Here is a 24,644-nt window from a genome sequence, read left to right on the forward strand (position 1 = left end):
CGCCCGGATCGCTCCGGGCGCATCCCGATGTCGTCGCCGATCAGGTCGCGGCGATCCGGCCCATCGCCGGATCGCTGATGCTCGGGCGGCCATTCTCGACGTGACCCGCGAGCTGCCAGTTGAAGTTGGCATCGCTGTCGGTGGTCACCGCAAGGTCATACCAGCCATGGGTCTGGTGCAGACCGATCTGCGTCTCCAGCCGCTGGCCACGCTGCAGGCGGTGCCGTTCGCTGCGTCCGGTGTAATTGTCGGTCAGCGTCACCACGCAGCTCGCGCCCTTGTTGGTCAGCGCGATCGCCAGGCTGCGGGCGCCGTCACCATACTCCCAATCGCAGAGATGAACGGTGTCGACATCAACCAGCGCGGCCGTGCTGGCAACACCGCCCTTGAAGTGGCGGAAGAAGCCGTTCGGCCCGTACACCGACAGGTCATACTGTCCGGCGCTCGCCGCGAGGTCCCAGACGCCATACAGCGACTTGCCGGCCTCGACCGTGTAGCTCCACGGACCGGTCGCGGTGTTGCCGGAGCGGACCTGGAAGCAGACGCCCGCCTGCCCCGGATTGACGAAGCGGATTCCGAACTTCTTCTGCGCCGCGTCGGCATCGCCGTCGACACGGAGATCGTAAGGCAGTGGGCGCGCCGGGCGAATGCCCGGCTCCTGCTGCGGCAGCGCCTGCTTGGCCGGCGGCACCGGGTGATAGTCGTCGAAGCGGGTGCCCGAGGTGATGTCGGCCACCGGCGGCTTGTAGCCGGCCGTGCTCGGCAGCGGCGCGAGGCCCTCGTTCGGCGAGGTGAAGTTGAATGCCGAGGTGAGATCGCCGCAGACGGCGCGGCGCCACGCCGGGATGTTGGTCTCGAACAGATCGCGCGCCTTGTGATGGAAGCGGCGCTCGATGAAGCGGATCACCGAGGTGTGGTCGAACACCTGCGAGCACACATAGCCACCGCGCGACCACGGCGACACCACCATCATCGGCACACGCACGCCCAGGCCGTAGGGACCCGCGACATGACTGCCGTCACCGGCGAACAGATCGGTGCTGACGTCGACGGTCGACTGTCCCCAGGCCTGCGACATCGCCGGATACGGACCGACGACGTGATCGAAGAAGCCGCCGCCCTCATCGTAGTTGATGAGCAGCACGGTCTTGCTCCACAGCTCCGGATTCGAGGTCAGGATGTCCAGCACCTTGGAAATGTACCAGGCGCCCGGCCCCGGCAGCCAGTTCGGATGCTCGCTGAACGCCTCGGGGGCTGCGATCCACGACACCTGCGGCAGCGTGCCGTTGCGCACATCGTTGCGCAGCCCGTCGAACAGATTCTCGAACGTGCCGCCCTTGGCGATGTTGCTGCCACGCAGCGCCTTCTCATACAGCGGGCTGCCCGGCTGCGCGTTCTGATATTGGTGGAAGTACAGCAGCGAATTGTCGCCGTAATTGCCGATCCACGGATTCGCCGTCCAGCCCCAGGAGCCGGCGGCATCCAGCCCCGTGCCGATGTCCTGATAGACCTTCCAGGAGATGCCGGCCTTCTCGAGCCGCTCCGGGAACGTGGTCCAGTCGTAACCCGCCTCGGCATTGGTGATGACCGGACCGCCATTCTTGCCGTCATTGCCGTCCCAGCCGGTCCACAAATAATAGCGGTTCGGATCGGTCGGTCCCATCACCGAGCAGAAATACTGATCGCAGATCGTGAATGCGTCGGCGAGTGCGTAGTGCCAGGGCAGATCCTGCCGGTTCATGCAGGTCATCGTCGTGGTGCCCTTATTGGCGATCCACTTGTCGTAATTGCCGTTGTTCCAGGCCTTCTGGCCGTCGTTCCAGCCATGGGCGACGTCCTCGACATAGACCGAACCGGCATTGTCGACCCGGAACGGCATGACCGATCCGGTGCCGTTCGGCTGCTGCCAGACCGGATTGCCATTCGGCAGCTTGACGGCGCGCGGATCGTTGAAGCCACGCACGCCACGCATCGCGCCGAAATAATGGTCGAACGCGCGGTTCTCCTGCATCAGCACCACGATGTGCTTGACGTCCTCGATGCTGCCATGGCGATTGAAGGCCGGAATGGCATGGGCCCGCTCGATGCTCTGGCTGAGCGCCGCAGTGGCGGCCGACGCACCCAGCAGCCGCAAGAACTCGCGCCGGTTATGCGCGATCGTGTTCGACATCTCGTTCACTCCCCTGGTGATGACGATGTCGAGCGACTTAGGTCGGCGCGTTAACAGCGGCGTGACCGCTTGGTTAAGGATGTGTTGCAGGGTTTTGACAGTTGCTGCGGGAGCGGCGCTCGCCCTTGCCTGCCGCGGCCTGGCCGGCCGTCGTCCACCCCCCGCCATTGCCCTTGCGCCAGAGCCGAAAAGCTGAATGATCCGTTTGGTTTGGGGCGGTGACGAGCCCGGTTGGCGAGCGGTTCGGCGCCCTGCTTTGTTGAGGATGGTCTGCACATGCCGACGTTCACGCCGCTGACGGCGCGCGTACTGGGCGAACCGGGATCGATCTGGCTGCAAGCCTTCTCCCATGCCGTCATCGCCTGCACCTTCTTCACCATCGCCTTCGTGATCGGCCTGTTCGTGTGGCGGCGCTGGCGCGATGTGATGTTCCGGATCGTCGTCGCCGGCCTCGCCGGCTACGCGGCGATCTGCGGTGTTGGCCGGCTGGTGGCCCTTGTCGGCCTGTGGGTCCCGGTGTCGCCCGTGGAGACCGCGGTCGATGCGCTGCAGGCGCTGATGTCGTTCGGCGTCATCGCCACGATGCTCAAGATGTTGCCGCAATTGCTGGTGCTGCCGACCCGCATCACGTTGCAAAAGGCCTATGACCAGCTCGAAGAAGAGATCCGGCAGCGCCGCGCCGCCGAGGCGATGGTGCGGCGTTTCCAGGAAATCGAGGCCAACGAGGCCCAGGTCCGCCAGGCGCAGAAGATGGAGGCGATCGGCCAGCTCACCGGTGGGGTGGCGCACGATTTCAACAATATCCTGACCGTCATCACCGGGACGATCGAGATTCTCGCCGATGCGGTCAAGGACCGGCCGCAGCTCGCCAGCATCGCCAACATGATCAGCGCCGCCGCCGAGCGCGGCGCCGACCTCACCCGGCATCTCCTGGCATTCTCGCGCCGGCAGCCGCTGCAGCCGCGGGCAACCGACATCAATGCGCTGGTGGTCGACGCCGCCCGCCTGCTGCGTCCGACCCTTGGCGAGCAGATCGAAATCGAATCCATGCTGGCGCATGACAGCGCCCCGGCGCTGATCGACCCGAGCCAGCTCTCCACCGCGATTCTCAATCTCGCGCTGAATGCGCGCGATGCCATGCCCGATGGCGGCAAGCTGACCTTGGAAACCAAGAACGTCGTCCTGGACGAGGACTATGCCCGTCTCAACAACGACGTGAAGCCCGGGAACTACGTGATGATCGCGGTCAGCGACACCGGCCAGGGCATTCCGCCGGCGCTGATGGACAAGGTGTTCGAGCCGTTCTTCACCACCAAGGACGCGGGCAAGGGATCGGGCCTCGGGCTCAGCATGGTGTACGGCTTCGTCAAACAGTCCAACGGTCACGTCAAGATCTACAGCGAGCCGGACCATGGCACGACCGTCAAGCTCTATCTGCCGCGGGCGGCCGAGGCGCCCGTGCTGCCGGTGGCCGACACCGGACGGCCCGCCGTCGCGCGGGGCGACGAGACCATCCTGGTGGTCGAGGACGACGCATTGGTGCGCGACTATGTCGTCGCGCAGGTGCGGCGGCTGGGCTATCGCACCCTTTCGGCCAGCAATGCCGTGGAAGGCCTTGCGCTGATCGACAATCCCGAGCGCATCGACCTCTTGTTCACCGACGTGATCATACCCGGCGGCATGAACGGCCGCCAGCTCGCGCTCGAGGCCGAGAAGCGGCGGCCCGGGCTGAAGGTGCTGTACACGTCGGGCTACACGGAAAATGCGATCGTGCATCACGGGCGTCTCGATGCCGACGTGCTGCTGCTCGCCAAGCCGTATCTCAGCGCCGATCTCGCGCGCATGATCCGCACGGCGCTGGAAGCGTAGGCGTCGATGAAGTGGAGTTCGGTCTGTCACGGCAAGCGCCATACACGCGCTGTCGCCCCGGACAAGCGCGCAGCGCGCGGACGACAGCGGAGCAAATGATCGGCACCTTCGGCCTCATCATCACGTGTGAGAGACAAGCGTCTTTCGTGCCGCGACATGTGATGCCCGGGTGATGCCGCGATCTTGCCCTCCTGACCAATGAGAGGGCGTGGGGAGAGCCGGACCTCGGCTGAATCGGGATAGGGGGAGTCTCGCGACTCCGCCCCTCCCACACCACCGTATGTACGGGTTATCCCGGCGAACCGAACAGGAGCGCGCGTCGATTGCTTGCCTGTTCGTGCTGCCTTCCCCTCGTGTGGGGAGGGTCGGCGTTCGCATCGCTACTTTCGAGGCCTGCTCAGGCTTTACTCGCGTTACGGCCCACGGGATCTCAGCCGCCATGTCGCGGCCTTCGTCACGAGGCTCCGGTCCCACCAGTCGCCCGGTTGAACCGCTCGTCAGCTAACCGACCAATCGACAATTGTCCGTGTGGAACCTGCCTCCACTGATAAGATGCGCCTTCGGGGCGCACCCATACGACTTTGCCGTCCGTCACGCCTGCGCTCGTCCGGCGCAGCCGTCACGTCCATCGCAGCCCGCCTCCACGTTCGTGACGACGCGTCCGTCCCTCTGCTCGAGGCGGGTTGGGCAAGACCATCAGCCCGATTTGCCCGACAGCACAAGCGGACTCGACCGCGGCAAACTAACTCGACGGACATTTCGCGCATGACCCGCATGCGGAGATTGCCCGTCGGGCGCTTCACGCCCGCACACCGCCAACGTCGGGAGCAGCGACGATGGCCCGGCGCTTAGCGGCTGGGCGAAGCAGATGCGGCTTCCCCCCGCGCCACCGGCGGCAATGACGCCCGCCGCAGACTTTCCGATGGCGTCTCACCATAGATCTTTCGATACTCCCTGGCGAAATGCCCCGGATTGCTGAAGCCGCATCGCAGGGCGATCGACGTCACCGTGTCACCCGCTTTCGCGTCGTACAACATGCGGCGCGCGTGTTGGAGTCGCGTCAGCTTGATCTTCTCGGCCAACGACATGCCGCTCTTCGCAAAGTGCTGGTAGACCGTGCGAGGGCTGACGCCGTAACGAGTCGCGAGCTGCTCGATCGATATCTTCTGACTCCAGTTCGACTCGATGTGCTCCAGGATCCTGCGAATAGGCATGGGAATGTCGCTGTCACGCGCGAGGTGATCCGCGGTGACGTCGATGGTCGAGCCGACCAGGTGCGTTCGTCCGTCCGACGGGCTGTAGACACAGGTCCCCATGCCACGGACCCAGCGCATCGTTCCGTCTTCACCAAGCACCCGGTAGTCGCGGGTGTAGCCGGTTCGCTTCGAGATGGCACGATGGATGGCCTGCTCGAGCCCGTTCCGGTCCTCGGGATGCACGTGGCACAACATGTCGCTCAGCGACGATAACGACGTCGGCGGAAACTCTCCCTTGGAGTCGTCTGCCTCGACGATCAGGTTGAACGTCGACAGCCCCGCCAGCTTCTCCGCGGCGGCAAGCTGCTCCTCCAGGATCCTGGTCGCCGTGATATCTTCGACCACGGCGCAGAACCATCTCACATTGTCCGCAGCGTCCTGGATGGGATTGACGATCACGCGCGCCCACACGACGCTTCCGTCCTGTCGGAGGTAGCGCTTGTCGAGCTGATAGGTCGCAACCTCGCCCGCGAGCAGTTTTTCATGCTGCAGCCGGTTGCGCTCCCGGTCCTCCGGATGCGTCAGCTCGAAGAAGGTCAGCCCGCCGGTCCTGAGCTGCTCCAGCGTGTATCCGACGATCCGGCAGCATTCCGCATTGGCAAACCGGATATGTCCCGTCGCACTGTCGACGACCGAGATGCCGATACCGAGGCTATCCAGAAACAGCCTCGGAATCGCGATGATTTCGGCAATGTCCTTCCCTGGCATATCGAAGCCGATAGCATCCAAATTCGATTGAGCCTAGCGGCGAGGAGCCTCTCGATCTTGATCCAAGGCAATTCGGCCCTGCGACACGTGATCACTCCAGGCGGACGCGACGAGGTCATTCCTGCACAATCAGAACAGCCGCTGCACATTGCCGCCTAACCGAATCTTACTGAAGACCTGCTAGATTGAACAAAGCCCCGGGATTTTACGGGGGCATCGCTTTCAGAAGCGATCGCTGTCAGCGCGTCTCCGGATTACAGCACCTTCGTGATCCTCGAGCACCTGCACATCGCTGACGTGATCGTTGTCACAGGAGACACCCATGTTCGGCCGCAAGAACAACGCTGCAGCCCTGGCCGCCCTCGCCGCAAACGCAATCACCGCAAAGGTGATGGTCGCTGACGACAAGCTCAACATCGTCTACATGAACGAGGCGGTGATGGAACTGTTGCGCGAAGCCGAGGCCGATCTCAAGACGCAGCTGCCGAACTTCCGTGTCGACGGTCTCATCGGCACCAATATCGACGTGTTCCACAAGGACCCTTCGCACCAGCGGCACATGTTGCAGGCGCTCGCCTCCGAGCACCGGGCCACGATCAAGATCGGCAAATGGATGTTCGATCTGATCGCGCAGCCGCTGAGACACCCGGATGGAACCCGCGCCGGAACCGTCGTCGAATGGTCCGACGCCAGCGTGCGGCTGCAGAACCTCGACTTTGGCGCCCAGGTCGCGGCCATCAGCCGATCGCAGGCCGTGATCGAATTCAACATGGACGGCACCATCGTGACCGCCAACGACAATTTTTTGAATGCGCTGGGCTACAGCCTGCCGGAGATTCAAGGCAAGCATCACAGCATATTCGTTGCGCCGGAGGAGCGCGACAGTGCCGCCTATCGCGAGTTCTGGGCCAAGCTGAACCGTGGCGAATACCAGGCTGCGGAATACAAGCGGATCGGCAAGGGCGGTAAAGAGGTCTGGATCCAGGCGTCCTATAATCCGGTGTTCGACCAGAACGGAAAGCCCTTCAAGGTCGTCAAGTTCGCCACCGACGTGACCGCCCAGAAGCTCCGGAATGCCGATCTCGCCGGCCAGATCGCCGCCATCAGCAAATCGCAGGCCGTGATCGAGTTCGAGCTCGACGGCACCGTCATCAACGCCAACGACAATTTCCTGCAGGCGCTCGGCTATACGCTGTCCGAGATCAAGGGCCGCAATCATTCGATGTTCGTCGATCCGTCGGAGCGGGACAGCCAGGCCTATCGCAATTTCTGGGCCGCCCTGAACCGCGGAGAATATCAGGCGGCAGAATATAAGCGGATCGGCAAAGGCGGTCGCGAGGTCTGGATTCAGGCCTCCTACAATCCCATCCTCGACCTTAATGGCAGACCGTTCAAGGTCGTGAAATACGCCACCGATGTCACCAGGCAGGTGCTGGTGCGGATGGGCAATGAGCGTGTCCGCGGCATGATGGAGTCGGTCGCCGCCGGTGCCGAGGAGCTGAATGCCTCAGTGCGCGAAATCTCGGAAGCCATGACGAAATCGCGCGAGACCGCGATTGGAGCCGCTGACCGGGTCGCCTCCGCCGACTCCCAGGCCAAACGCCTGAGCGAGGCGACACAGGCGATGAGCGGAATCGTCGAACTGATCGGCAACATCACCGGGCAGATCAATCTGCTGGCGCTCAATGCGACGATCGAATCGGCGCGCGCGGGTGATGCCGGCCGCGGCTTTGCCGTGGTGGCCTCGGAGGTGAAGAATCTGGCCACGCAGGCCAAGGCCGCCACCGACAAGATCGGCGCAGAGATCGCCGGGCTGAACGGAATTTCCAGCGAGGTCGTGAACGCGCTGAACGCAATCAAGGCCGAGATCCAGAACGTCAGCGAATATGTCACCTCGACCGCCGCCGCCGTCGAGGAGCAGAGCACCGTCACCGGCGAGATGTCGTCCAGCATGCAGCGCGCCGCCGCCGAGGCGCAGGCGATCGCCGCAGGCCGGGCGTAAAGCAGCCAGACCATTGTGTTCCCCGGCCGGGACGGCGGCGAGGATCAATCCTGCGTCGCCTCCCATTTCACCGGCAGATTGAGCAAGCCGCGGAAGGCCCAGCCGCCGATCCGCACAGGCTCGTCGTCGCGGAGCCGCAGGTTGTTCAGCCGCCTGAACAGGGTCGGAAGCGCGACGTCGGCGATCATCGCGCGCGACGCCCAAGCACCGGCGCAGAAATGCGGGCCGGCGCCGAAGGCGATGCTCTTGGAGACGTCGCGGCGGATGTCGAAGCGATCGGGGGCGGTGAAATGCGCCTCGTCGCGGTTGGCGGAGCCGAACATCAGAAACACCCGCTCCTCCGGCGCGAACGCGACATCGCGGATCGTCCAGGGTTTGGCGATGCGCCGCGGCGACATGCCGATCGGCGAGATCCAGCGCGCATATTCCTCGAACACCTGCAGCCAGCGCACCTCGCCATGGACAGCCAGCGCCAGTTGCTCGGGATGAGTCAGCAGCGCCCAGACCGTGCCGGCGATCGCGTCGCGCGGCTCGTTCTGGCCGCCTGAAATGGCGAGCTTGATGTTGGCGCGGATGCTGTCCATCGGCATGCCCGCAGCGAGCATCACGCCGAGCAGGCTCTGGTTGGGGGTCTTCTCCAGCACCGGCAGCATATCGTCGATCGCGGCATCGATGCCGGCCGTGGCGGCATTGCAGCGCGCCTCGACCGCGGGGTCGCCGGTGTAGTTGGCGATACCGTCGATCATCGCCTGCGACCAGGCATTCATGTCCTCGAAGCGCATGTTGGTGAGGCCGGTGATCAGCTTCAGGCACTCGGCCGAGAACGGCAACGCAAAGTCGCGGACGAGGTCGACGTCGGCGGCGGGGTCGAGCGCGTCGATCAGCCGGTCGGCATGGGCCTGGAACTGTGTCAGCCAGTGCACCCGCACGGCGCGTGGCGACACCGCGGGCGCGATCGCCTGACGTTCGGCCAAATGCGCGGCGCCATCCTTGCGCATCATGTTGTGGCCCATCAGCCGGTTCATCAGCCCCTGCGGCTGATGCGAGCTGAACACCTCGATCTGCTTTTCCGAGACGAAGATGTCGTCGCGCCGACACAGCAGCGTGCTGCCAAGCTGCGGCACGAAGGCGATCGGCGCCTCCCGGCGCATCCGCGCCAGGGCCGGATAGGGGTCGGCCCAGAACGCGGCGGGATCGATGTCGAAATGCGGTGCGGTGCTCACGCTCGGCCTCCGGTCAGACAAGGGCAAGCTAGCCGCGCGCGCAGGCGGCGTCTGTCCCGGTGATGGGTGACAGCCTGCAGCGGCGTTCAGTTCAGCGGCCGTGGCGCGGTCATCAGCCGCAGCGCAATCGCGAACAGCTCGTTCTGCGAGGCGATGCCGAGCTTCTCATAGGCGCGCTTGCGGTAGGTGAAGACCGAGTTCAGGGCGATGCCCAGCTCTCCGGCGATCGCCTCCGAGCTGAAGCCGTCCAGGATGCGGCGGCAGACGTCCTTCTCGCGCGCCGTCAGCACCGATAGCGGCCCGCCGGCAGCAAACAGCGAGGCGAGCTTGTCGGCCGGGTCCGCGACGGCGGCGTGCTCCTGGCAATGGCGCGCGACGATGGCGGCGACGACCGGGGCGACCGCCGTGATGCGCTGCCGCTCGTCGGCGGCAAAGCCGCCCTGCGCCGCCGTGCGGTAGAAGTTCACATAGGTGCAGTGATCGCCGACCCAGATCGCGGTGGCCGCCTTGTCGACGATCTCGGAATCCTCGAAGAACAGTTTGCGATAGCCGCGCGGATACATCCGGCGCGCGAAGTTCGGCAGCAGGATGTGTTGAGCTTTCGCGCGCTGGAAGATCGCCTCGCGGTTCGGATCGGCGGTGTGGAAATGCTCCGAATAGGCGGCGCCGAGGTCGGGTCCGATCGCGATGTTGCCGGTGCTGAGCAGGCAGCGCGCCGTGCGCTGGTCGGCGAAGGTGAACACCATGCAATGGCCGACGCCGGCGATCGTGCGCAGGCTGTCGATCAGGACGTCTGGAAACGACGGCTGGCCGATGGCGAGCACCATGGCGCTGACGGCGCCCGTCGCATCGACACCGGGCCTGATGGCCTCCATGCTGTTCCTCCCGGATGTTCTGTTTGTTCGAGCCTAGCAGCAACCCGCCGCGCCTGGAAGCGCCGGCCGCCGTCACCAACCATGGGGACAGACGCGGGACGGCCCCGCGGCTAGGCTGCGGAGCTCGAAGTCTCGGCCAAGCAACGTGCCGGACACGCCGAACGGGGAGGAAACACGATGAGAGCCGCTGTCGCTGTGCTGGGCATGGCCTTGACGATGATGCTCGCCGCGCCGGCGCGGGCCGACATCAAGGTCGGTATCGTGGTGTCCGCGACCGGGCCCGGCTCGGCGCTGGGACAGCCGCAGATCAAGGCGGTCGCCGCGCTGCCGAAGGAGATCGGCGGCGAGAAGATCGTCTACATCGCGCTCGACGACGAGTCCGACAGCGTCAAGGGCCTGCAGAACGCGCGGCGCCTGGTCATCCAGGATGGCGTCGACGTCATCATCGGCTCGTCGCTGACCCCGGTCACCATGCCGATGCTCGACGTCGCGCTGGAAAGCAGGACGCCGCTGCTGTCGCTGGCGGCCTCGACCGCAATCGTGCAGCCGATGGACGACAAGCGCAAATGGGCGTTCAAGGTCGTGCCCAATGACGACATCATGGCGGCGGCGATGCTCAAATACATCGCCAAGAGCGGGGTGAAGACGCTCGGCTTCATCGGCGTCTCCGACGGCTATGGCGAGGGCTACTATCAGGAGGTCACGAAGCTCGCGCCGAAGCTCGGCCTCACCGTGACCACCCACGAGGTCTATGCGCGCGGCGACACCAGCGCGATGGGCCAGGCGCTCAAGGTGATCGCCACCAATCCGGACGCGGTGTTCATTGCCTCCGCCGGCACGCCGGCCGTGCTGCCGCAGCAGGCGCTGCGCGAACGCGGCTATGCCGGCAAGATCTTCCAGACCCATGGCGTGGCGACGCAGGAGTTCATCAAGCTCGGCAAAGAGAATGTCGAGGGCGCGATCTTCGCCGGCGAGGCGTTCTCGATCGCCGACGATCTCGCCGCCGAGGATCCGTTCCGCCGCGCCAACGATGCGTTCGTCGCCGCCTACCAGGCCGCCAATGGCGACAGACCGAACATCTTTGCCGCGCATCTGTGGGACACGGTGACGCTGCTCAAGGGCGCGATCCCCGGCGCGCTGGAGGCCGCCAGGCCCGGCACCGCGGACTTCCGCACCGCCCTGCGCGACGAGCTGGAGCGCGGCAAGGACGTCTATCTCAACAACGGCCTCTCCAACATGAGCCCGACCGACCACAACGGCTATGACGAACGCTCGGCATTCCTGATCAAGGTCGAGGGCGGGCGCTTCAGACTTGTGAAGTAGTTTGCGCACGCCGCGCGTGACCGCCGCCTGCCGCACGTGCAGTGAGCTCGACTCCAAGCAAGTGCAGAGTGTGGGGCGCCCAACTACGCCGACAGCCTCTCCCCCGCGTCGGCCTTGCCCAGGATCAGATCCGCCGCCTTGTCGCCGATCATCAATGTCGCCGCATTCAGGTTGGCGGAGATCATGCGCGGCATGATGGAGGCGTCGGCGACGCGCAGGCCCTGCAGGCCGTGGACGCGGAGCTGGTCGTCGACCGTGGCCCAGGTGGACTCCGCAGGCCCCATGCGGCAGGAGCAGCCGGGATGGAAAGTGGTGGTGGCGCGCTGGATCGCGGCGGCGAGGAGTTCGTCGTCGCTTTGCACCTTGGGTCCGGGGAAGTCCTCATAGGCGTAGTACGGCGCGAGCGGGGCCGACGCCAGCAGCCGGCGCGCCAGCTTCATGCCGGCGACGATGACGCGGCGGTCGAGCTCGGCGGTCAGATAGTTGGTCTGGATGATCGGCTGGGCGAACGGATCGGCAGAGCGGATCCGCACATAGCCGCGGCTCTCCGGGCGCTGCTGCCACGAGGCGACGGTCATGCCGGGCTCGTCCTCGAGCTGGCCCTGCACGCCCTCTTTGTAGCTCGCCGGCGTGAAGGTGAGCTGCAGATCGGAGCTCTCGGCGGTCTCACCGGAGTGCCAGAAGCAATAGACCATGGTCGGCGACAGCGACAGAATGCCCCGCCGCGTCAGCGCCCATTTCAGCGCCTCGCCCCACAAATTGAGGCCGCGCGCGAGTTCGTTGATGGTCTTGATGTTCTTGACCCGCGCGACCGTGCGCGGCGCATAATGATCCTGCAGGCCTTCACCGACGCTTCGGAGCGCATGGCGCACCTCGATGCCGTGCTCCTGCAACAGCTCCGGCGCGCCGATGCCGGACAGCTGCAGCAACTGCGGTGAGTTGTAGGCGCCGCCGCACAGGATCACCTCTTTCCGCGCGCGCACCTCGACCGGCACGCCGCCACGCCCGCCGCGGCTATAGCGCACACCGACCGCGCGCTTGCCCTCGAGCATCACGCCGGTGGCATGGGCGTGGGTGCGGATCTCGACATTCGGCCGCTTGCTGGCCGGACGCAGGAACGCCGTCGCGGAGGAGACGCGGCGGCCGTTCTGGATGGTGCGCTGGACGTAGGACACGCCCTCCTGGATGGCGCCGTTATAATCGGGGTTGCGCGGGATGCCGAGCGACACAGCGCCATCCATGAAGGCCTCGCACAGCGTGTCCTTCCACTCCATCGTGGTCACGTGCAGGCTGCCGTCGCGGCCGCGATATTGCTCGTCGCCGGCGCCGATGCGCTTCTCCATCCGCTTGAAGTGCGACAGCACGTCGGAATAGCTCCAGCCGCGATTGCCCATCTGCGCCCAGGTGTCGAAATCCTGACGCTGGCCGCGGTTGTAGACATGGCCGTTGATCGAGGACGAGCCGCCGAGCGTCTTGCCGCGCGGCGCATAGATGCTGCGGCCATTGGTGTAGGGCCCCGGCTCCTGCTGGTAGCCCCAATTGATGCTCTTCATGTAGAAGGTCTTGATGAAGCCGGCCGGCAGATGGATGTAGGGGTGCCAGTCGCGCGGCCCCGCCTCCAGCACGCATACCGTGACCGACGGGTCCTCGCTGAGGCGGCTGGCCAGCACGCAGCCGGCCGAGCCGGCGCCCACGATCACATAGTCGAACGTATCCATCTCGTCTGTCGTCCCGGTCTCGTCATCATCAGCCGCTCAGCGCGGCAAGCGGCCATAGCGCGATCAGCGCGGCTTGTCATGCAATTGGTAGTCGAGATGGGCCCGCACCGTCGGCCATTCGGCGGCGATGATGCTGTAGACGACGGTATCCCGCAGCGTGCCGTTCGGCGCGATCTGGTGGCTGCGCAGGATGCCGTCCTGCTTGGCCCCGAGCCGCTCGATGGCGCGGCGGCTCTGATGGTTGAAGAAATGCGTCCGGAACTCGACCGCGATGCAGTCCATCACCTCGAAAGCATGCGCCAGCAAGAGCCGCTTGCATTGGGTGTTGAGCGCGCTGCGCTGCACCCGCTTCGCATACCAGGTCGAGCCGATCTCCACCCGGCGATTGGCGGCATCGACATTCATGTAAGTGGTCATCCCGGCCACGCGGCCATCCGCGTCGAGCACCGTGAACGGCAGCATGCTTCCCGTGGCGAACAGGCCGAGCCGGCGCTCGATCTCCTTGGCCATGGTCTCGGGTTTCGGAACTGCGGTGTACCACAGGTTCCACAATTCGCCGTCGCTGACGGCCTCGACCAGCGCGTCGTGGTGGTCAGGCGACAGCGGCACGAGGCTGGCGTGTGGGCCGCGCAGGGTGACCGGTTCGAGAAAGGGCATGTCAGCAAAATCCGTCATTGCGAGGAGCGCAAGCGACGACGTGTCCGCCATAGCCCGAAGGGCAACGGCGGAAGCAATCCAGAGTCGCGTGCGGGGCTCCTGGATTGCTTCGCTGACGCTCGCAATGACGGCACTATCATGCCAAGCGTCACTTGTTCAGAAAATTCAGCGGCAGGCCCGGGCGCGGCCAGTCCATCGCCACCAGTTCGCCCTTTCCGGACAGCGTGATGTAGGCGGTCTTCAACTCAGGGCCGCCGAAGGCGATGTTGGTGGTGACGCGGTCGCCGGTCGCCACCTGCTCGACCAGGGTGCCGTCCGGCGCGATCACGCTGATGCAGCCGGAGATCAGCGTCGCCACGCAGACATTGCCGTTGGCCTCCACCGCGAGCGAATCGAACATCTCGTAGCCGCCCAGGCCGGCAATCGGACGGCCGCGCTCGCCGCGATAGATCACCTCGCGCGGCTTGACCATGCCGGGCTCGGCGAGGTCATACGCCCAGAGCCGCGCCGTCGGAGTCTCCGCGATATAGACGGTCTTCTCGTCCGGCGACAGGCCGATGCCGTTGGCCGGCAGGATGCCGTGCACGGCCTCGACGATCTCACTTATGCCGGGCTTGAGATAATAGAAGGCGCCGACATCCATGTCGCGCGCGCGGCGCTTGCCGAGATCGGAGAACCATAGCCCGCCGTGGCGGTCGAACACGAGGTCGTTGGGGCCGCGCAGCCCGTGCTCGCCGCAGCGACTCACCACGGTCTCGATTTTGCCGCTCTGCAGATCGACGCGCTGGATCGAGCCGCCGAGATAATCCTCGGGCTGCGGACCAGGCATGATCATCTTGCCGGTCGGGATCCAGGAGAAGCCGCCATTGTTGCAGATGTAGATCTTGCCGTCCGGCCCGAGCGCTGCGCCATTCGGCCCGCCCGGAATCTGCGCCACGACCTCCTTGCGGCCATCGGGAAACACCCGGGTCAGGCGCCGGCCGCGGATCTCGACCAGCACCACCGAGCCGTCGGGCATCACCACGGGACCTTCGGGGAATTCGAGATCGGTGGCGAGCACACGCATGTTGGACATCGGACGGCCTCCCGCTCGTCACGCCGCGCCGCGGCGCATTGTTATTATGCAGGACGTTATCGCAAAGCCGCCGCATCTTGCCAAGCAAGCGGCGCGCTTCGTCGCCGCAGGGCAGACTTGCTCCAACGCAGGCTCGCAGCGTGTCGACGCAAGTCGGCCAGCGCGCGCGGCGCTCAGCGGATCACCGGCAGCCAGATCTCGAGACCGCCCTCGCCGCTGCGCGGATCGAAGCGCTGATCGTAGCGCTCGAAATTCGGGGCGTCCGCGACCTGACAGCCCGACTGCGGCAGCCACCGATTCCAGATCGTGTGCACGGTGCGGCGGATGGAGGAGATATGACCGGCGTGCGTGAAGACGGCGAACGTCGCCGCCGGCACCCGCACGCGGCCGAAGCTGCGCGGCAGGTCGGAAAAATCAGCCACCTCGACACCGGCGATGTAGTCGAAATTGCCGGCATCGTCGCCATTGCAGCAGGCGCCATAAGCCACTGTGCCGCGGCGCGCCGGGATATCGGCGACGAGCTGGTGAAAGCGGCGCCACAAGGCCGGAATGCCGGCGCCGTTGTCGACGCTGAAGCGATCGCCGACGCCGGCGACGAGCAGCGGCCCGGCGGCGACGAAGCGCGGCGCGGCAAGATCACTCCGCGGCGTCTGATCCATCAAGACCGGTTCCTGCAGTGCGAGACCATCGAGGCTGGCGCTGGCGCGGACCTTTTCGGGCGTCACGCCGAACTGGTCGCGGAACGCACGTGTGAAGGCTTCGTGGGAACCGTAATCGGCTTCGAGAGCGAGACCGAGAATATCAGGCGCGCCGCTGGCCAGCGCCCGCGCCGCCTCGCTGAGACGGCGGAGCCTGACGTAGCGGATCACCGAGACGCCAGTCGCGGCGGCGAAGGCGCGCACGATGTGGAAGCGAGAGACACCGGCCATGGCCGCGATATCGTCCAGTGACAGCGGCGCCGACAGATGACTCTCGATATACCAGAGCGCCTTCTGGGCCGGGCTGGTGAGCACGTCCGTCCTCCTGACGAAGCCGCCGATCGTGCGTGAGAACGATTCGGTCGGCTTGATCGTTCTTGCTCTGCGTGCCCAACTATTTTCCGCTCGGCTTGGCCGGCGTTGCATCCTTCGCGGCCGGCGCATCGGCCTTCTTCTTCAATTCGTCGGCAAGCTTGGCCTGCGCCGACTTCAACTCCTCGATCGCGCCCTGCTGCGAAATCAGCGCCGCCTTCAGCGCCTGGATCTGGCGATCCGCGGCGTCGAGCTTCTGTTGATGCGCGAGCGACTGCTTCGTCATCGTCTTCTGCAGGAAATCGATATTGCTCTGCAGACAGGATGTCCGGCGATCCATCGCCTTCTCCGCCGTGCAGATCTCGATGCCCGGAATATCTTGCGCATGTGCGATGCAGCCGGTGGCCCACAATGTCAGCGCAGATACGACAACGAAAACCCTCATCACAATTTCCTCATTGGCTCGCCAAACACATGATTTTGCGTGGAACTGGCGCTGATTTATCGACGATACCATACTCAGACCTCAATCGCGCATTGAGGTTCGGCGCTGGGACCCGTTTTTAGGGAGATGCACAGAATGGCTACGCGCGAAAAACGGCTGGCGCAATTTGACGGCAGCGGAGAACCGCCGCCGGGACAAAGCGTCGAGGTGCTGTGCGAAGATCACAGCGGCACCTATCAACTGCCGTTTCCCTGTTTCTACATCGATGGCAAATGGCACAATAAGGAATCCGGCGGCGCCCTCGAGGCGACCGTGATCGGCTGGCGCTTTCCGCGCACGCGTTTTGACGACCGCAGCGGGCGACGCTCGCAGCCGGCCTTCGCCGCCATGCGCACGTCTTCTGCTTCGTCTTATTGATCGTATCGCGCCGAGCGGATCGCCCTGAGCTCGCTCAGGGCCGATCCCCGCAAGCTTGACGGGTTGAGCCTCGTAGCGAGGCCAGGCGCTGAGCCATCCGCAGCTGAAACGCAACGACACATTCCTTGCACCATCGACGCTCCGAACAGTGCTGATTCGATTGCGGCTGCGCTCACACGCGCCGGCCGCGTTCAAGCAACAGCTGTTTCAAAATGTGACGCGGTATACGCGAACCTTAACCTCGGGAACGCGACCGGAACAAATCGCGCCCGAATCAGCCGAATCGCCAGGTACGTCTCCTGTTCACGGCAAGATATGGACCGACATGCGTCGCCACCTACCACATCCTGAAGCGCAGTGCCGGCAACGAAGCGACGCGGCGGCTCGACTCTTAACGGATGCGGCGGATACGGCGGAGGCAGCACGATGTTTCTTGTCGCCGCTCACGCTCCTGCCGATCGGCCACTTGCGCTCGGCTCATCGCCCGGCAGCCGCCGATTGCCAGCCTAATATTCGACCTCGAGCTCCTCGATCTCCTCGGGCTCCGCCTTCGCGGCCGCGATCCATTCGCGCATCTCGGGCATCGCCATGATGAGATCGGCATAGGCCTTCAGCTGCGGTTCGAGCTTCACGTCATAGGTGACGAAGCGCGTCACCACGGGCGCATACATCGCATCGGCCATGCCGCGCGCGCCGAACAGAAACGGTCCGCCCGACTTCTCCAGGCAGTCGCGCCAGATCGCCCAGATGCGGTCGATATCGGCTTGCGCACGGGTCCAGACCTTGAAGCCGGGAAAGTGCCCCTTGAGATTGACCGGCAGCGAGGCCCGCAACGTGGTGAAGCCGGAATGGACTTCACCTGAGATCGAGCGGCAATGCGCGCGCTGGATGCGATCGGCCGGCAGCAGGCCCGCGCCCGGGAAGATCTCGTTGAGATATTCCCCGATCGCCAGCGTATCCCAGATCGTGGCGCCCTCATGCCTGAGGCACGGCACCAAGATCGAGGAGGACAGCAGCAAGATCTCAGCCCGCGCCGACGCATCGTCCGGACCGACAATCACCTCATCAAAGTCGAGGCCGGCAAACTTGGCCAGCAGCCAACCGCGCAGCGACCATGATGAATAATTCTTGCTGCTGATGGTCAATGTCGCCTTGGCCATGTCGCCCTGCCCTCTCTGTCGCGTGTCGTTCAGTCGCCCTGTGACGCCGGTCCGCCCGCCGCCTTGGGCGATCGGGCCGGAGCCCGATACTCCAGTGATTTCACACAGCAAGCGACATGCCAATTTTTGAGGCAAGACTCTCCGGCTCTGGCTCCGATATTGCATCCGATACTGCATATGTCAGCCAGAGTGACGGGTCGGAAGCCGATGGCGCTGCTTTACCAAGCCTACCAGAACCACATGGACCTGACCGAACCCTGGCGCCAGGGCGCCGCGGCTGCGTTGCGCTATCTCAACCTGATCCCGTCGGGCCTCTCCAGCCGCGCGATGCGGCGGCTGTCGGCGGCGCTTGAATTGATCTCCCGTTCAGCCCTGACCTACGCCCGCCCCGCCTATGGCATCGACAGCGTCATGGTCGGCAATCGCGAGGTGGCCGTCACGGAAGAAGTGACGTTCAAGACCCCGTTCGGCTCGCTCTTGCACTTCAAGAAGGACGCCGCGCCGGAGCAGCCGCGCGTCCTGCTGGTGGCGCCGATGTCGGGCCATTTCGCCACATTGCTGCGGGGCACCGTCAAGACCCTGCTGCAGGACCACGACGTCTACATCACCGACTGGCACAATCCGCGCGACATCCCCCGCGACCATGGCAGGTTCGGACTGGAGGATTATACCGATCATCTGATCAGCTTCCTCGGCCAGCTCGGGCCACGCCCCCACATGATCGCGATCTGCCAGCCGTCCGTCTCGGCCCTCGCGGCGACCGCCGTGATGTGCGAGGACAACCACCCTTCACGCCCTGCGACCCTCACCTTGATGGCCGGACCGATCGATACGCGGATCCAGCCCACCAAGGTCAACGAGTTCGCCAAAAGCAAGCCGATCGGCTGGTTCGAGGACAATCTAATTCACTACGTGCCCTTCCAGTGCAGGGGTGCCTTCAGGAAGGTCTATCCTGGCTTCGTGCAGCTCACCGCCTTCGTGTCGATGAATCTCGAACGCCATGTGAAGCAGCACATGGACCTGGCCAACCACCTTGCCAAGGGCGAGGTGGAGAAGGCCGAGATCATCAAGACATTCTACGATGAATATTTTGCCGTCATGGACCTGCCGGCGGAGTTCTATATCGAGACGGTCCGTGACGTGTTCCAGGAGCATCTGTTGCCGCAGGGCAAACTGATGCACCGCGGCCGCCCTGTCGATCCGAAGGCCGTCCGGCGCATCGGCCTGATGACGGTCGAAGGCGAGCGCGACGACATCTGTGCGATTGGCCAGACGCTGGCCGCGCAGGACATCTGCACCAATGTGCGCGCCTATCGCCGCATACATCACATGCAGGCCGGCGTCGGGCATTATGGCGTGTTCAGCGGCAAGAAATGGAATAACGAGATCTATCCGCTGCTGCGCGACTTCGTTCACGTCAATTCGTAAGCCGCCCGCGGCTGCGTTGCAGCGTCGCTGAGGGCGTTTCACCGAACTTGCTGCGATAGGCGCCGGCCATGCGGCCGAGATGGGTGAAGCCGAGCTCGAAGGCCATGTCGATGATGCGCGCGTCCGGCGCGGCTGACAGCAACTGCGCGTTGAGCCGGGCCAGCCGGATGTCGAGCAGCATGTCGGAGATCGACATGCCGAAATGGCGACGGAAGCCGCCTTGCAGCGCGCGAATGCCGAGCCCGGCAGATGCCGCCAGGTGCGCCAAATCGAGCGGCTCGGCCGCATGCGCATCGAGCAGATCGCGAGCGGTGCGGACGGCCCGCGGCAGCGTGTCGACCTGACCCGAATGGAGCCTGATCGCCTCCGATAGCCCTGCGCTCGGCTGGTCGAACAGGATATTCAAGAGCGTTTCGCGCCAATTGGCGGCAGCGGCCGCCGGCAGCTTGCGCTCAGCGCCCAGACGTTCAGCAAGGTCGGCAAGCTCAACCATATGCGCCCGCAGCCGCGCACCGTGAGCGGCCGACAGTTCGACCGAGGGGTCGAACTCGACCGGCTGCACCGCGCGCCCCGACAGCGCCGCGGCCCGCTGCTCGACCAATGGCCGGTCGAGCAGAAGGATCAGCTGGGAGCAATCGTTCCAGATCATCCGGGTCGGCAAGGTCGGCGACAACAGGGAGGCTCTGTGCTCCGGTGCCGTCGCGACCTCGTTCGCGGCGGTGAAAACCCGCGCCGCGCCGGCCAGCGGCAGTTGGATCAGGAAGAAGCGGTCGAGGCAGCCGGGATCGATGGTCACCACTCCGCCATAGGCGACGTAGTTGATGGAAAAGCCGTCGAATGCCGCGCAATTATGCAGCGCGACGAAATCGCACGCAGCATCTGCCTGCGGCTGGAGCCCGTGCGGACAGAAAATGCGACCTATTTGTTCAGCCGCTTCATCGACATCGTGCGTTGCAACACGGCCATAGGCCGCAAGCCGCGGCGGCTGCGCAGCCAGGCTCAAACTGCGATCAGAGGCGGCATCTGCAGTCATGACCTACATCGCCCGTCGAATTCATTTGAAACCTATAATAATTAGCAGCTGGCGTCGAGGGATTCGTTTTCTGGATAGACACATCGCTGCGGCCGCCAGATCCTTCATGCGTGTGCAGGAAGGAGACACAGCATGATCACACTCGAAAAGGGCATCACGCGCGCCGGCACCGGCTATGCCGGCAAGACCTGGAACATCCTCGGTCAGCTCTACTTCCCCAAAGCCGTCACCGACTCCACCTTCGCGTTCGAGACCAACAGCGAGCCCGGTCAGTTCGTGCCGGTTCACGTCCATCCGACACAGGACGAATTCATCCTGGTGCAGGAGGGCGTGCTCGACCTCAAGCTCGATGGCGTCTGGGTCAAGGCGCATGCTGGGGATCTGGTGCGGATGCCGCGCGGCATTCCTCATGGCTACTTCAACAAATCCGACAAGCCGGCGCGCGCGCTGTTCTGGGTGTCGCCGATGCAGAAGCTCGAGGCGCTCTTCAACATGCTGGACAATCTCGCCGATCCGGCTGAGGTGGTGCGGATTTCGGCCGAGCATGAGGTCAACTTCCTGCCGCCGGAGGCCAATGACTAATCAGCCGCGGCGGCTGCGAACATCGCGAACGTAACAGATCGAGCGGTCGCAGAAGGCTTCATCGATCGGGCGTGACCGGTGCGACCTGCCCAAGCGGATGATCGCAGCGGCGGTCCGCACGGCGTGTCATCGGCGAGCTCAGTCTCGCTCTCGTTTCGGCGCCGACCTCCCGGGGTGAGGCCGGCATCGGCGCCGCATGCTTGGTCGCGCCGGGCGACCAACGTCAGCTCATTCCTTTCAACGGGCGAGTCTCGCGCGGCAGACGAACGCTGCCCGCACGCGGCTATGCTCATGCCAGCAGGAGATCTCATGATTGCTCGAAAGAATGTCTGCGTGATCGGTGCCGGCGTCTCCGGCCTCGCAGCGGCAAAGGCGTTCAAGGCGCGCGGCCACGACGTCACCATCATCGAACGAAGCGCCGATCTCGGCGGCGTCTGGGAGCCGGCCCGCTCCTATCCCGACGTCCAGACCCAAAGCCCCAAGGAGCTCTATCGCTACACCGACAAGGCGATGCCCGATGCCTATCCGGAATGGCCGAAGGGGCCGCAGGTCTACGCCTACCTGGCCGACTATGCGAGGAGCAACGATCTGACGCGCCTGACGCGGCTGAACACCACCGTCCGGTCGATGCAGCGCCGCGCCGACGGAAAACCGGGCTGGACGCTCGATCTTGAGACCGGAGATGGCGCGCGGCGCGAAGATTTCGATTTCGTGGCCGTCTGCACCGGGCAGTTCAACGAGCCGCAAACGCTGTCGCTTCCGGGCGAGGATCAGTTCAAGGCCGCCGGCGGCGCGATCATGCACTCCTCGAAATACAATGACGCCACCCTCGCCAAGGGCCGCAACATCGTCGTGCTCGGCGGCTCGAAATCCGCCACTGACATCGCGGTCAACGCGGTACGCTCGGGCGCGCGTTCGGTGACGATCGTGTTTCGTGAGCCGGTCTGGCGCATTCCCTATTTCATCGGCGGTCTGATCAACTTCAAGCGCATCCTGTACATTCGCGCACAGGAGCAGATGTTCGCGAGTTGGGGCATCGGCCCGCTCTCGCGGCTCGCACATATGTTGGCGAAGCCATTCGTCTGGGCCAATTGGCGTGGCCTCGAGAGCCTGCTCAAGGCACAGCTGAAGCTCGGCAAATGCAACATGGTGCCGAAGGAGAGGATCGAGGACGGCGTCAACTGCTCGGTGCCGATCGCGACCCCTGACTTCTATCCGATGGTCGCCGATGGCCGCATCAAGGCGGTGCTCGGAACGTTCGATCACTACGAGCCGAACACGATCGTGGCGAGCGGCGGCGAGCGGATCGCGGCGGACGTCGCCATCCTTGCCATCGGCTACAAGCTCGGCGTTCCCTTCTTGTCGGACACTGATCGCGCCAAGCTTGTCGATCCGGACGGACAGTACCGACTCTATCGGCTGATCGCCAATCCCGACCTCCCCGACATGGGCTTTGTCGGCTTCAATTCGAGCTTCTGCACCGTGCTCTGCGCCGACATGGCGGCCCATTGGCTGGTGCGTTACGCCGACAGGCAGCTGGCCCGGCAGCCGAGCGATCGCGAGATGCGCGACAACATCGAGATGATGCTGCGCTTCAAGCGGGTCGAACGGCCGGCGGCGGGCGTGTATGGCGGGCTATGCGTCGCGCCGTATCACTTCAAGCATTTCGACGAGCTGCTCGCCGATATCGGCGCGACGCGCAGGAAGAGAAGTGCCCTGGCTGAGATGTTCACGCCTCCCGACGCGGACGCCTATGGTGACTTCCTGGCCTCCGCCCCCGTCTACCAGGCCGGCTGAACCGCGGGATGGCGGATGACGCCCGCCACATGGCAACCATGGCGATGCCACGCCCAGGACTGATTGCTGAACGACGGCCCATCCTGCCGCCGCCTCGCGTCCGGCCCGCGCCGGACGCCCGTCGGCCCGGCATCTAGCCTTCTCGCCGCAGCCGAGCTATCCAGGGCGCCCTCGGCCGCCAGCCGTCTGCCCCGGAGCCTACCATGACCTTCTCGACCCGCCTGCGCTTGTTCGGTCTCACCCTCTCGGCCGCGATCCTGCTGTCCACCGCGACCCAGGCTGCGGAGATCCACGTCATGATCTCCGGCGGCATGACCGCCGCCTTCAAGTCGCTGGTGCCGGAGTTCGAGCGGCGCTCTGGCCACAAGGTCGATATCGCCTATGGGCCATCGATGGGGACGACGGCGAATGCGATACCGGTCCGCCTCGAGCGCGGCGAGCCGGCCGATGTCTTGATCATGGTCGGCTATGCGCTCAGCGACCTCACCACCAAGGGCAAGGTGATGCCCGACAGTCTTGTCGAGCTCGCCAACTCGCCGATCGGTGTCGCAGTGAAGTCGGGCACCCCACATCCCGACATTTCGAACGCCGATGCCGTCAAGCGCATGCTGATCGCCGCCAAGACCATCGCTTATTCGGACAGCGCCAGCGGCGTCTACGTCTCCACCGAGATGTTCGACAAGCTCGGCATCCGGGAGGAGATGAAGGGCAAAGCGCGGATGATACCGGCGACCCCGGTCGGCGAGATCGTGGCCCAGGGCGAAGCCGAAATCGGCTTTCAGCAGATCAGCGAGCTGAAGCCGGTGAAGGGCATCGACATCGTCGGACCGCTGCCGGCGGGCCTGCAGAAGATCACCGTGTTCTCGGCGGGCATCGCCACCAACGCCAGGGAGCCGGAGGCGGGCAAGGCGCTGATCAAGTTCCTGAGCTCACCGGATGCGCGCAAGACCATCGTGGAGAGCGGGCTCGATCCGATCGTGAGGAAAGCGCCGAACTGAGCTATCATTTGCTGTCTCTCCCTGCTGGGGGCAGGGAGAGCGCAATCTGGACGATGAGCCCGGTCCGGCGGGGATGCTCACTGCGTGAACAGCGTCGATTCGCTCAGATTGTTGGCGCCGTAGGCCTTCTTGAGCAGACCATTTGCTTTTGCGTCCGTCATGAACTTGGTCACGAAGGCCTGCGATTGCGGGTGTTTGAGCGGGACCGCGACGGCCGTGTCCGTCTTCTTGAAGGTGTCGCTGAGCACCTTGGTGCCCGGGATTTGCTTGGCAAGGATCGTGAGTTGATCGCGGGCCAGCGCCAGCGCATCGATCTCGCCGGCCGACAGCAGCGCGTGGACCTCGTCGTAGGATTTGAACCCGGTCACCGTCGCCTTTTTCATCAACCCCTTCGTCGCCCGCAGTACGGTCGTGTCGTTGATCGCGGCAACCTCATGGCCGGCCTGGTCGAGTGCAGCGATGTTCGGAATGTCGAGCCCGGCGCGGATGATGAACGTCGTATCGACGGAGTCGTAGACGGGGCCGAATGAGAGCTTGCTCTCACGCTCGGCGTCCTTGGGAATGAAGGTGACATCCCAGGCGCCCTGTGCGGCATCCTCGACGATCGCGTTCGCGTTCGGATGTTCGACGAACTCGACCGGCACGCCGGCCTGGGCGGCCATCGCCTTGCCCAGTTCAACAGGCACCCCCGTATATCCACTGTCGGATTTGACGCACCAGAACGCCCCGCCCGCCGGGCCCACCGCCACAGCCACGCGCAGCTTGCCGGTCGGCGCGATCTCCTCCTTCAAACTGGCCGCATCAGCGCCGTTGCTGAACAACGCAAATACCGCAGCGATCAGCGCTGCATTGCGCAGCCAGTGCCACTTCAACATGGCCCTCTCCCATCGAATTGCAT

The 24,644-nt window shown here is 64.7% G+C and carries 20 protein-coding genes; 8 read left to right on the forward strand and 12 right to left on the reverse strand.

Annotation, left to right across the window (positions count from 1 at the left end):
- Positions 1-40 precede the first annotated feature (40 nt).
- Complete coding sequence (locus tag BBTA_RS29345; protein ID WP_012046132.1) at positions 41-2,170, reverse strand: phosphocholine-specific phospholipase C; 2,130 nt, start codon at positions 2,168-2,170, stop codon at positions 41-43.
- 396 nt (positions 2,171-2,566) lie between these two features.
- Here BBTA_RS29345 and BBTA_RS29350 point away from each other — a divergent pair, with 396 nt between their 5' ends.
- Complete coding sequence (locus tag BBTA_RS29350) at positions 2,567-4,039, forward strand: ATP-binding protein (protein ID WP_012046133.1); 1,473 nt, start codon at positions 2,567-2,569, stop codon at positions 4,037-4,039.
- Positions 4,040-4,887: 848 nt separating this feature from the next.
- Here BBTA_RS29350 and BBTA_RS29355 read toward each other — a convergent pair.
- Complete coding sequence (locus tag BBTA_RS29355) at positions 4,888-6,003, reverse strand: helix-turn-helix transcriptional regulator (RefSeq protein WP_041751662.1); 1,116 nt, start codon at positions 6,001-6,003, stop codon at positions 4,888-4,890.
- Between the two features lie 322 nt (positions 6,004-6,325).
- On the opposite strand from BBTA_RS29355, the gene BBTA_RS29360 reads away from it, so the two are divergent.
- The gene (locus BBTA_RS29360; protein WP_012046135.1) at positions 6,326-8,005 is read left to right on the forward strand and encodes a PAS domain-containing methyl-accepting chemotaxis protein; all 1,680 of its coding nucleotides are present in this window, start codon (positions 6,326-6,328) and stop codon (positions 8,003-8,005) included.
- A 44-nt stretch (positions 8,006-8,049) separates the two neighbouring features.
- On the opposite strand, the gene BBTA_RS29365 is transcribed toward BBTA_RS29360, so the two are convergent.
- Both BBTA_RS29365 and BBTA_RS29370 read right to left on the reverse strand, forming a co-directional pair.
- Positions 8,050-9,228: a cytochrome P450 gene (locus BBTA_RS29365; protein ID WP_012046136.1), complete on the reverse strand. Its 1,179-nt coding sequence runs from the start codon at positions 9,226-9,228 to the stop codon at positions 8,050-8,052.
- A gap of 86 nt (positions 9,229-9,314) precedes the next feature.
- Positions 9,315-10,103, reverse strand: a complete 789-nt coding sequence (locus BBTA_RS29370) for a helix-turn-helix transcriptional regulator (RefSeq protein WP_012046137.1) — start codon at positions 10,101-10,103, stop codon at positions 9,315-9,317.
- Between the two features lie 177 nt (positions 10,104-10,280).
- Between BBTA_RS29370 and BBTA_RS29375 the strand changes: the two genes are divergently transcribed.
- On the forward strand, positions 10,281-11,426 hold the full coding sequence (locus tag BBTA_RS29375; RefSeq protein ID WP_012046138.1) for an ABC transporter substrate-binding protein: 1,146 nt from the start codon (positions 10,281-10,283) through the stop codon (positions 11,424-11,426).
- A gap of 83 nt (positions 11,427-11,509) precedes the next feature.
- Here the strand turns inward: BBTA_RS29375 and BBTA_RS29380 are convergent, their stop codons facing one another.
- The 5 genes from BBTA_RS29380 to BBTA_RS29400 form a co-directional block, all read right to left on the reverse strand.
- Complete coding sequence (locus BBTA_RS29380; protein ID WP_012046139.1) at positions 11,510-13,144, reverse strand: GMC family oxidoreductase; 1,635 nt, start codon at positions 13,142-13,144, stop codon at positions 11,510-11,512.
- A gap of 63 nt (positions 13,145-13,207) precedes the next feature.
- The gene (locus BBTA_RS29385; RefSeq protein ID WP_012046140.1) at positions 13,208-13,801 is read right to left on the reverse strand and encodes a GNAT family N-acetyltransferase; all 594 of its coding nucleotides are present in this window, start codon (positions 13,799-13,801) and stop codon (positions 13,208-13,210) included.
- Between the two features lie 148 nt (positions 13,802-13,949).
- Entirely contained in the window at positions 13,950-14,876 is a 927-nt protein-coding gene (locus BBTA_RS29390) for an SMP-30/gluconolactonase/LRE family protein (RefSeq protein WP_012046141.1), read from the reverse strand.
- Between the two features lie 173 nt (positions 14,877-15,049).
- Positions 15,050-15,889: an AraC family transcriptional regulator gene (locus BBTA_RS29395; RefSeq protein ID WP_012046142.1), complete on the reverse strand. Its 840-nt coding sequence runs from the start codon at positions 15,887-15,889 to the stop codon at positions 15,050-15,052.
- 79 nt (positions 15,890-15,968) lie between these two features.
- A complete protein-coding gene (locus BBTA_RS29400) occupies positions 15,969-16,331 on the reverse strand; it encodes a hypothetical protein (RefSeq protein ID WP_012046143.1) in 363 nt (120 codons plus the stop codon).
- Between the two features lie 135 nt (positions 16,332-16,466).
- On the opposite strand from BBTA_RS29400, the gene BBTA_RS29405 reads away from it, so the two are divergent.
- Entirely contained in the window at positions 16,467-16,748 is a 282-nt protein-coding gene (locus tag BBTA_RS29405) for a hypothetical protein (RefSeq protein WP_012046144.1), read from the forward strand.
- 506 nt (positions 16,749-17,254) lie between these two features.
- Here the strand turns inward: BBTA_RS29405 and BBTA_RS29410 are convergent.
- The gene (locus tag BBTA_RS29410) at positions 17,255-17,908 is read right to left on the reverse strand and encodes a glutathione S-transferase family protein (RefSeq protein WP_012046145.1); all 654 of its coding nucleotides are present in this window, start codon (positions 17,906-17,908) and stop codon (positions 17,255-17,257) included.
- A gap of 207 nt (positions 17,909-18,115) precedes the next feature.
- Here BBTA_RS29410 and BBTA_RS29415 point away from each other — a divergent pair, with 207 nt between their 5' ends.
- Positions 18,116-19,336 carry a polyhydroxyalkanoate depolymerase gene (locus tag BBTA_RS29415; RefSeq protein WP_012046146.1) on the forward strand — a complete coding sequence of 407 codons (1,221 nt, stop codon included), beginning with the start codon at positions 18,116-18,118 and terminating at the stop codon, positions 19,334-19,336.
- Here the strand turns inward: BBTA_RS29415 and BBTA_RS29420 are convergent.
- Complete coding sequence (locus BBTA_RS29420) at positions 19,326-20,369, reverse strand: AraC family transcriptional regulator (RefSeq protein WP_012046147.1); 1,044 nt, start codon at positions 20,367-20,369, stop codon at positions 19,326-19,328. The genes BBTA_RS29415 and BBTA_RS29420 overlap by 11 nt on opposite strands.
- Positions 20,370-20,501: 132 nt before the next feature.
- On the opposite strand from BBTA_RS29420, the gene BBTA_RS29425 reads away from it, so the two are divergent.
- The 3 genes from BBTA_RS29425 to BBTA_RS29435 all read left to right on the forward strand — a co-directional run bounded on the left by BBTA_RS29425 (position 20,502) and on the right by BBTA_RS29435 (position 23,746).
- Positions 20,502-20,951, forward strand: a complete 450-nt coding sequence (locus tag BBTA_RS29425) for a cupin domain-containing protein (protein ID WP_012046148.1) — start codon at positions 20,502-20,504, stop codon at positions 20,949-20,951.
- 309 nt (positions 20,952-21,260) lie between these two features.
- Positions 21,261-22,748, forward strand: a complete 1,488-nt coding sequence (locus BBTA_RS29430) for an NAD(P)/FAD-dependent oxidoreductase (RefSeq protein ID WP_012046149.1) — start codon at positions 21,261-21,263, stop codon at positions 22,746-22,748.
- 203 nt (positions 22,749-22,951) lie between these two features.
- Complete coding sequence (locus BBTA_RS29435; RefSeq protein WP_012046150.1) at positions 22,952-23,746, forward strand: substrate-binding domain-containing protein; 795 nt, start codon at positions 22,952-22,954, stop codon at positions 23,744-23,746.
- Between the two features lie 77 nt (positions 23,747-23,823).
- On the opposite strand, the gene BBTA_RS29440 is transcribed toward BBTA_RS29435, so the two are convergent.
- Positions 23,824-24,621 (reverse strand): transporter substrate-binding domain-containing protein, encoded by a 798-nt coding sequence (locus BBTA_RS29440; protein WP_012046151.1) that lies wholly within the window; start codon positions 24,619-24,621, stop codon positions 23,824-23,826.
- Positions 24,622-24,644: the final 23 nt, after the last annotated feature.

The organism is Bradyrhizobium sp. BTAi1 (assembly GCF_000015165.1).
In the GTDB taxonomy this organism is placed as follows: Bacteria; Pseudomonadota; Alphaproteobacteria; order Rhizobiales; family Xanthobacteraceae; genus Bradyrhizobium; species Bradyrhizobium denitrificans.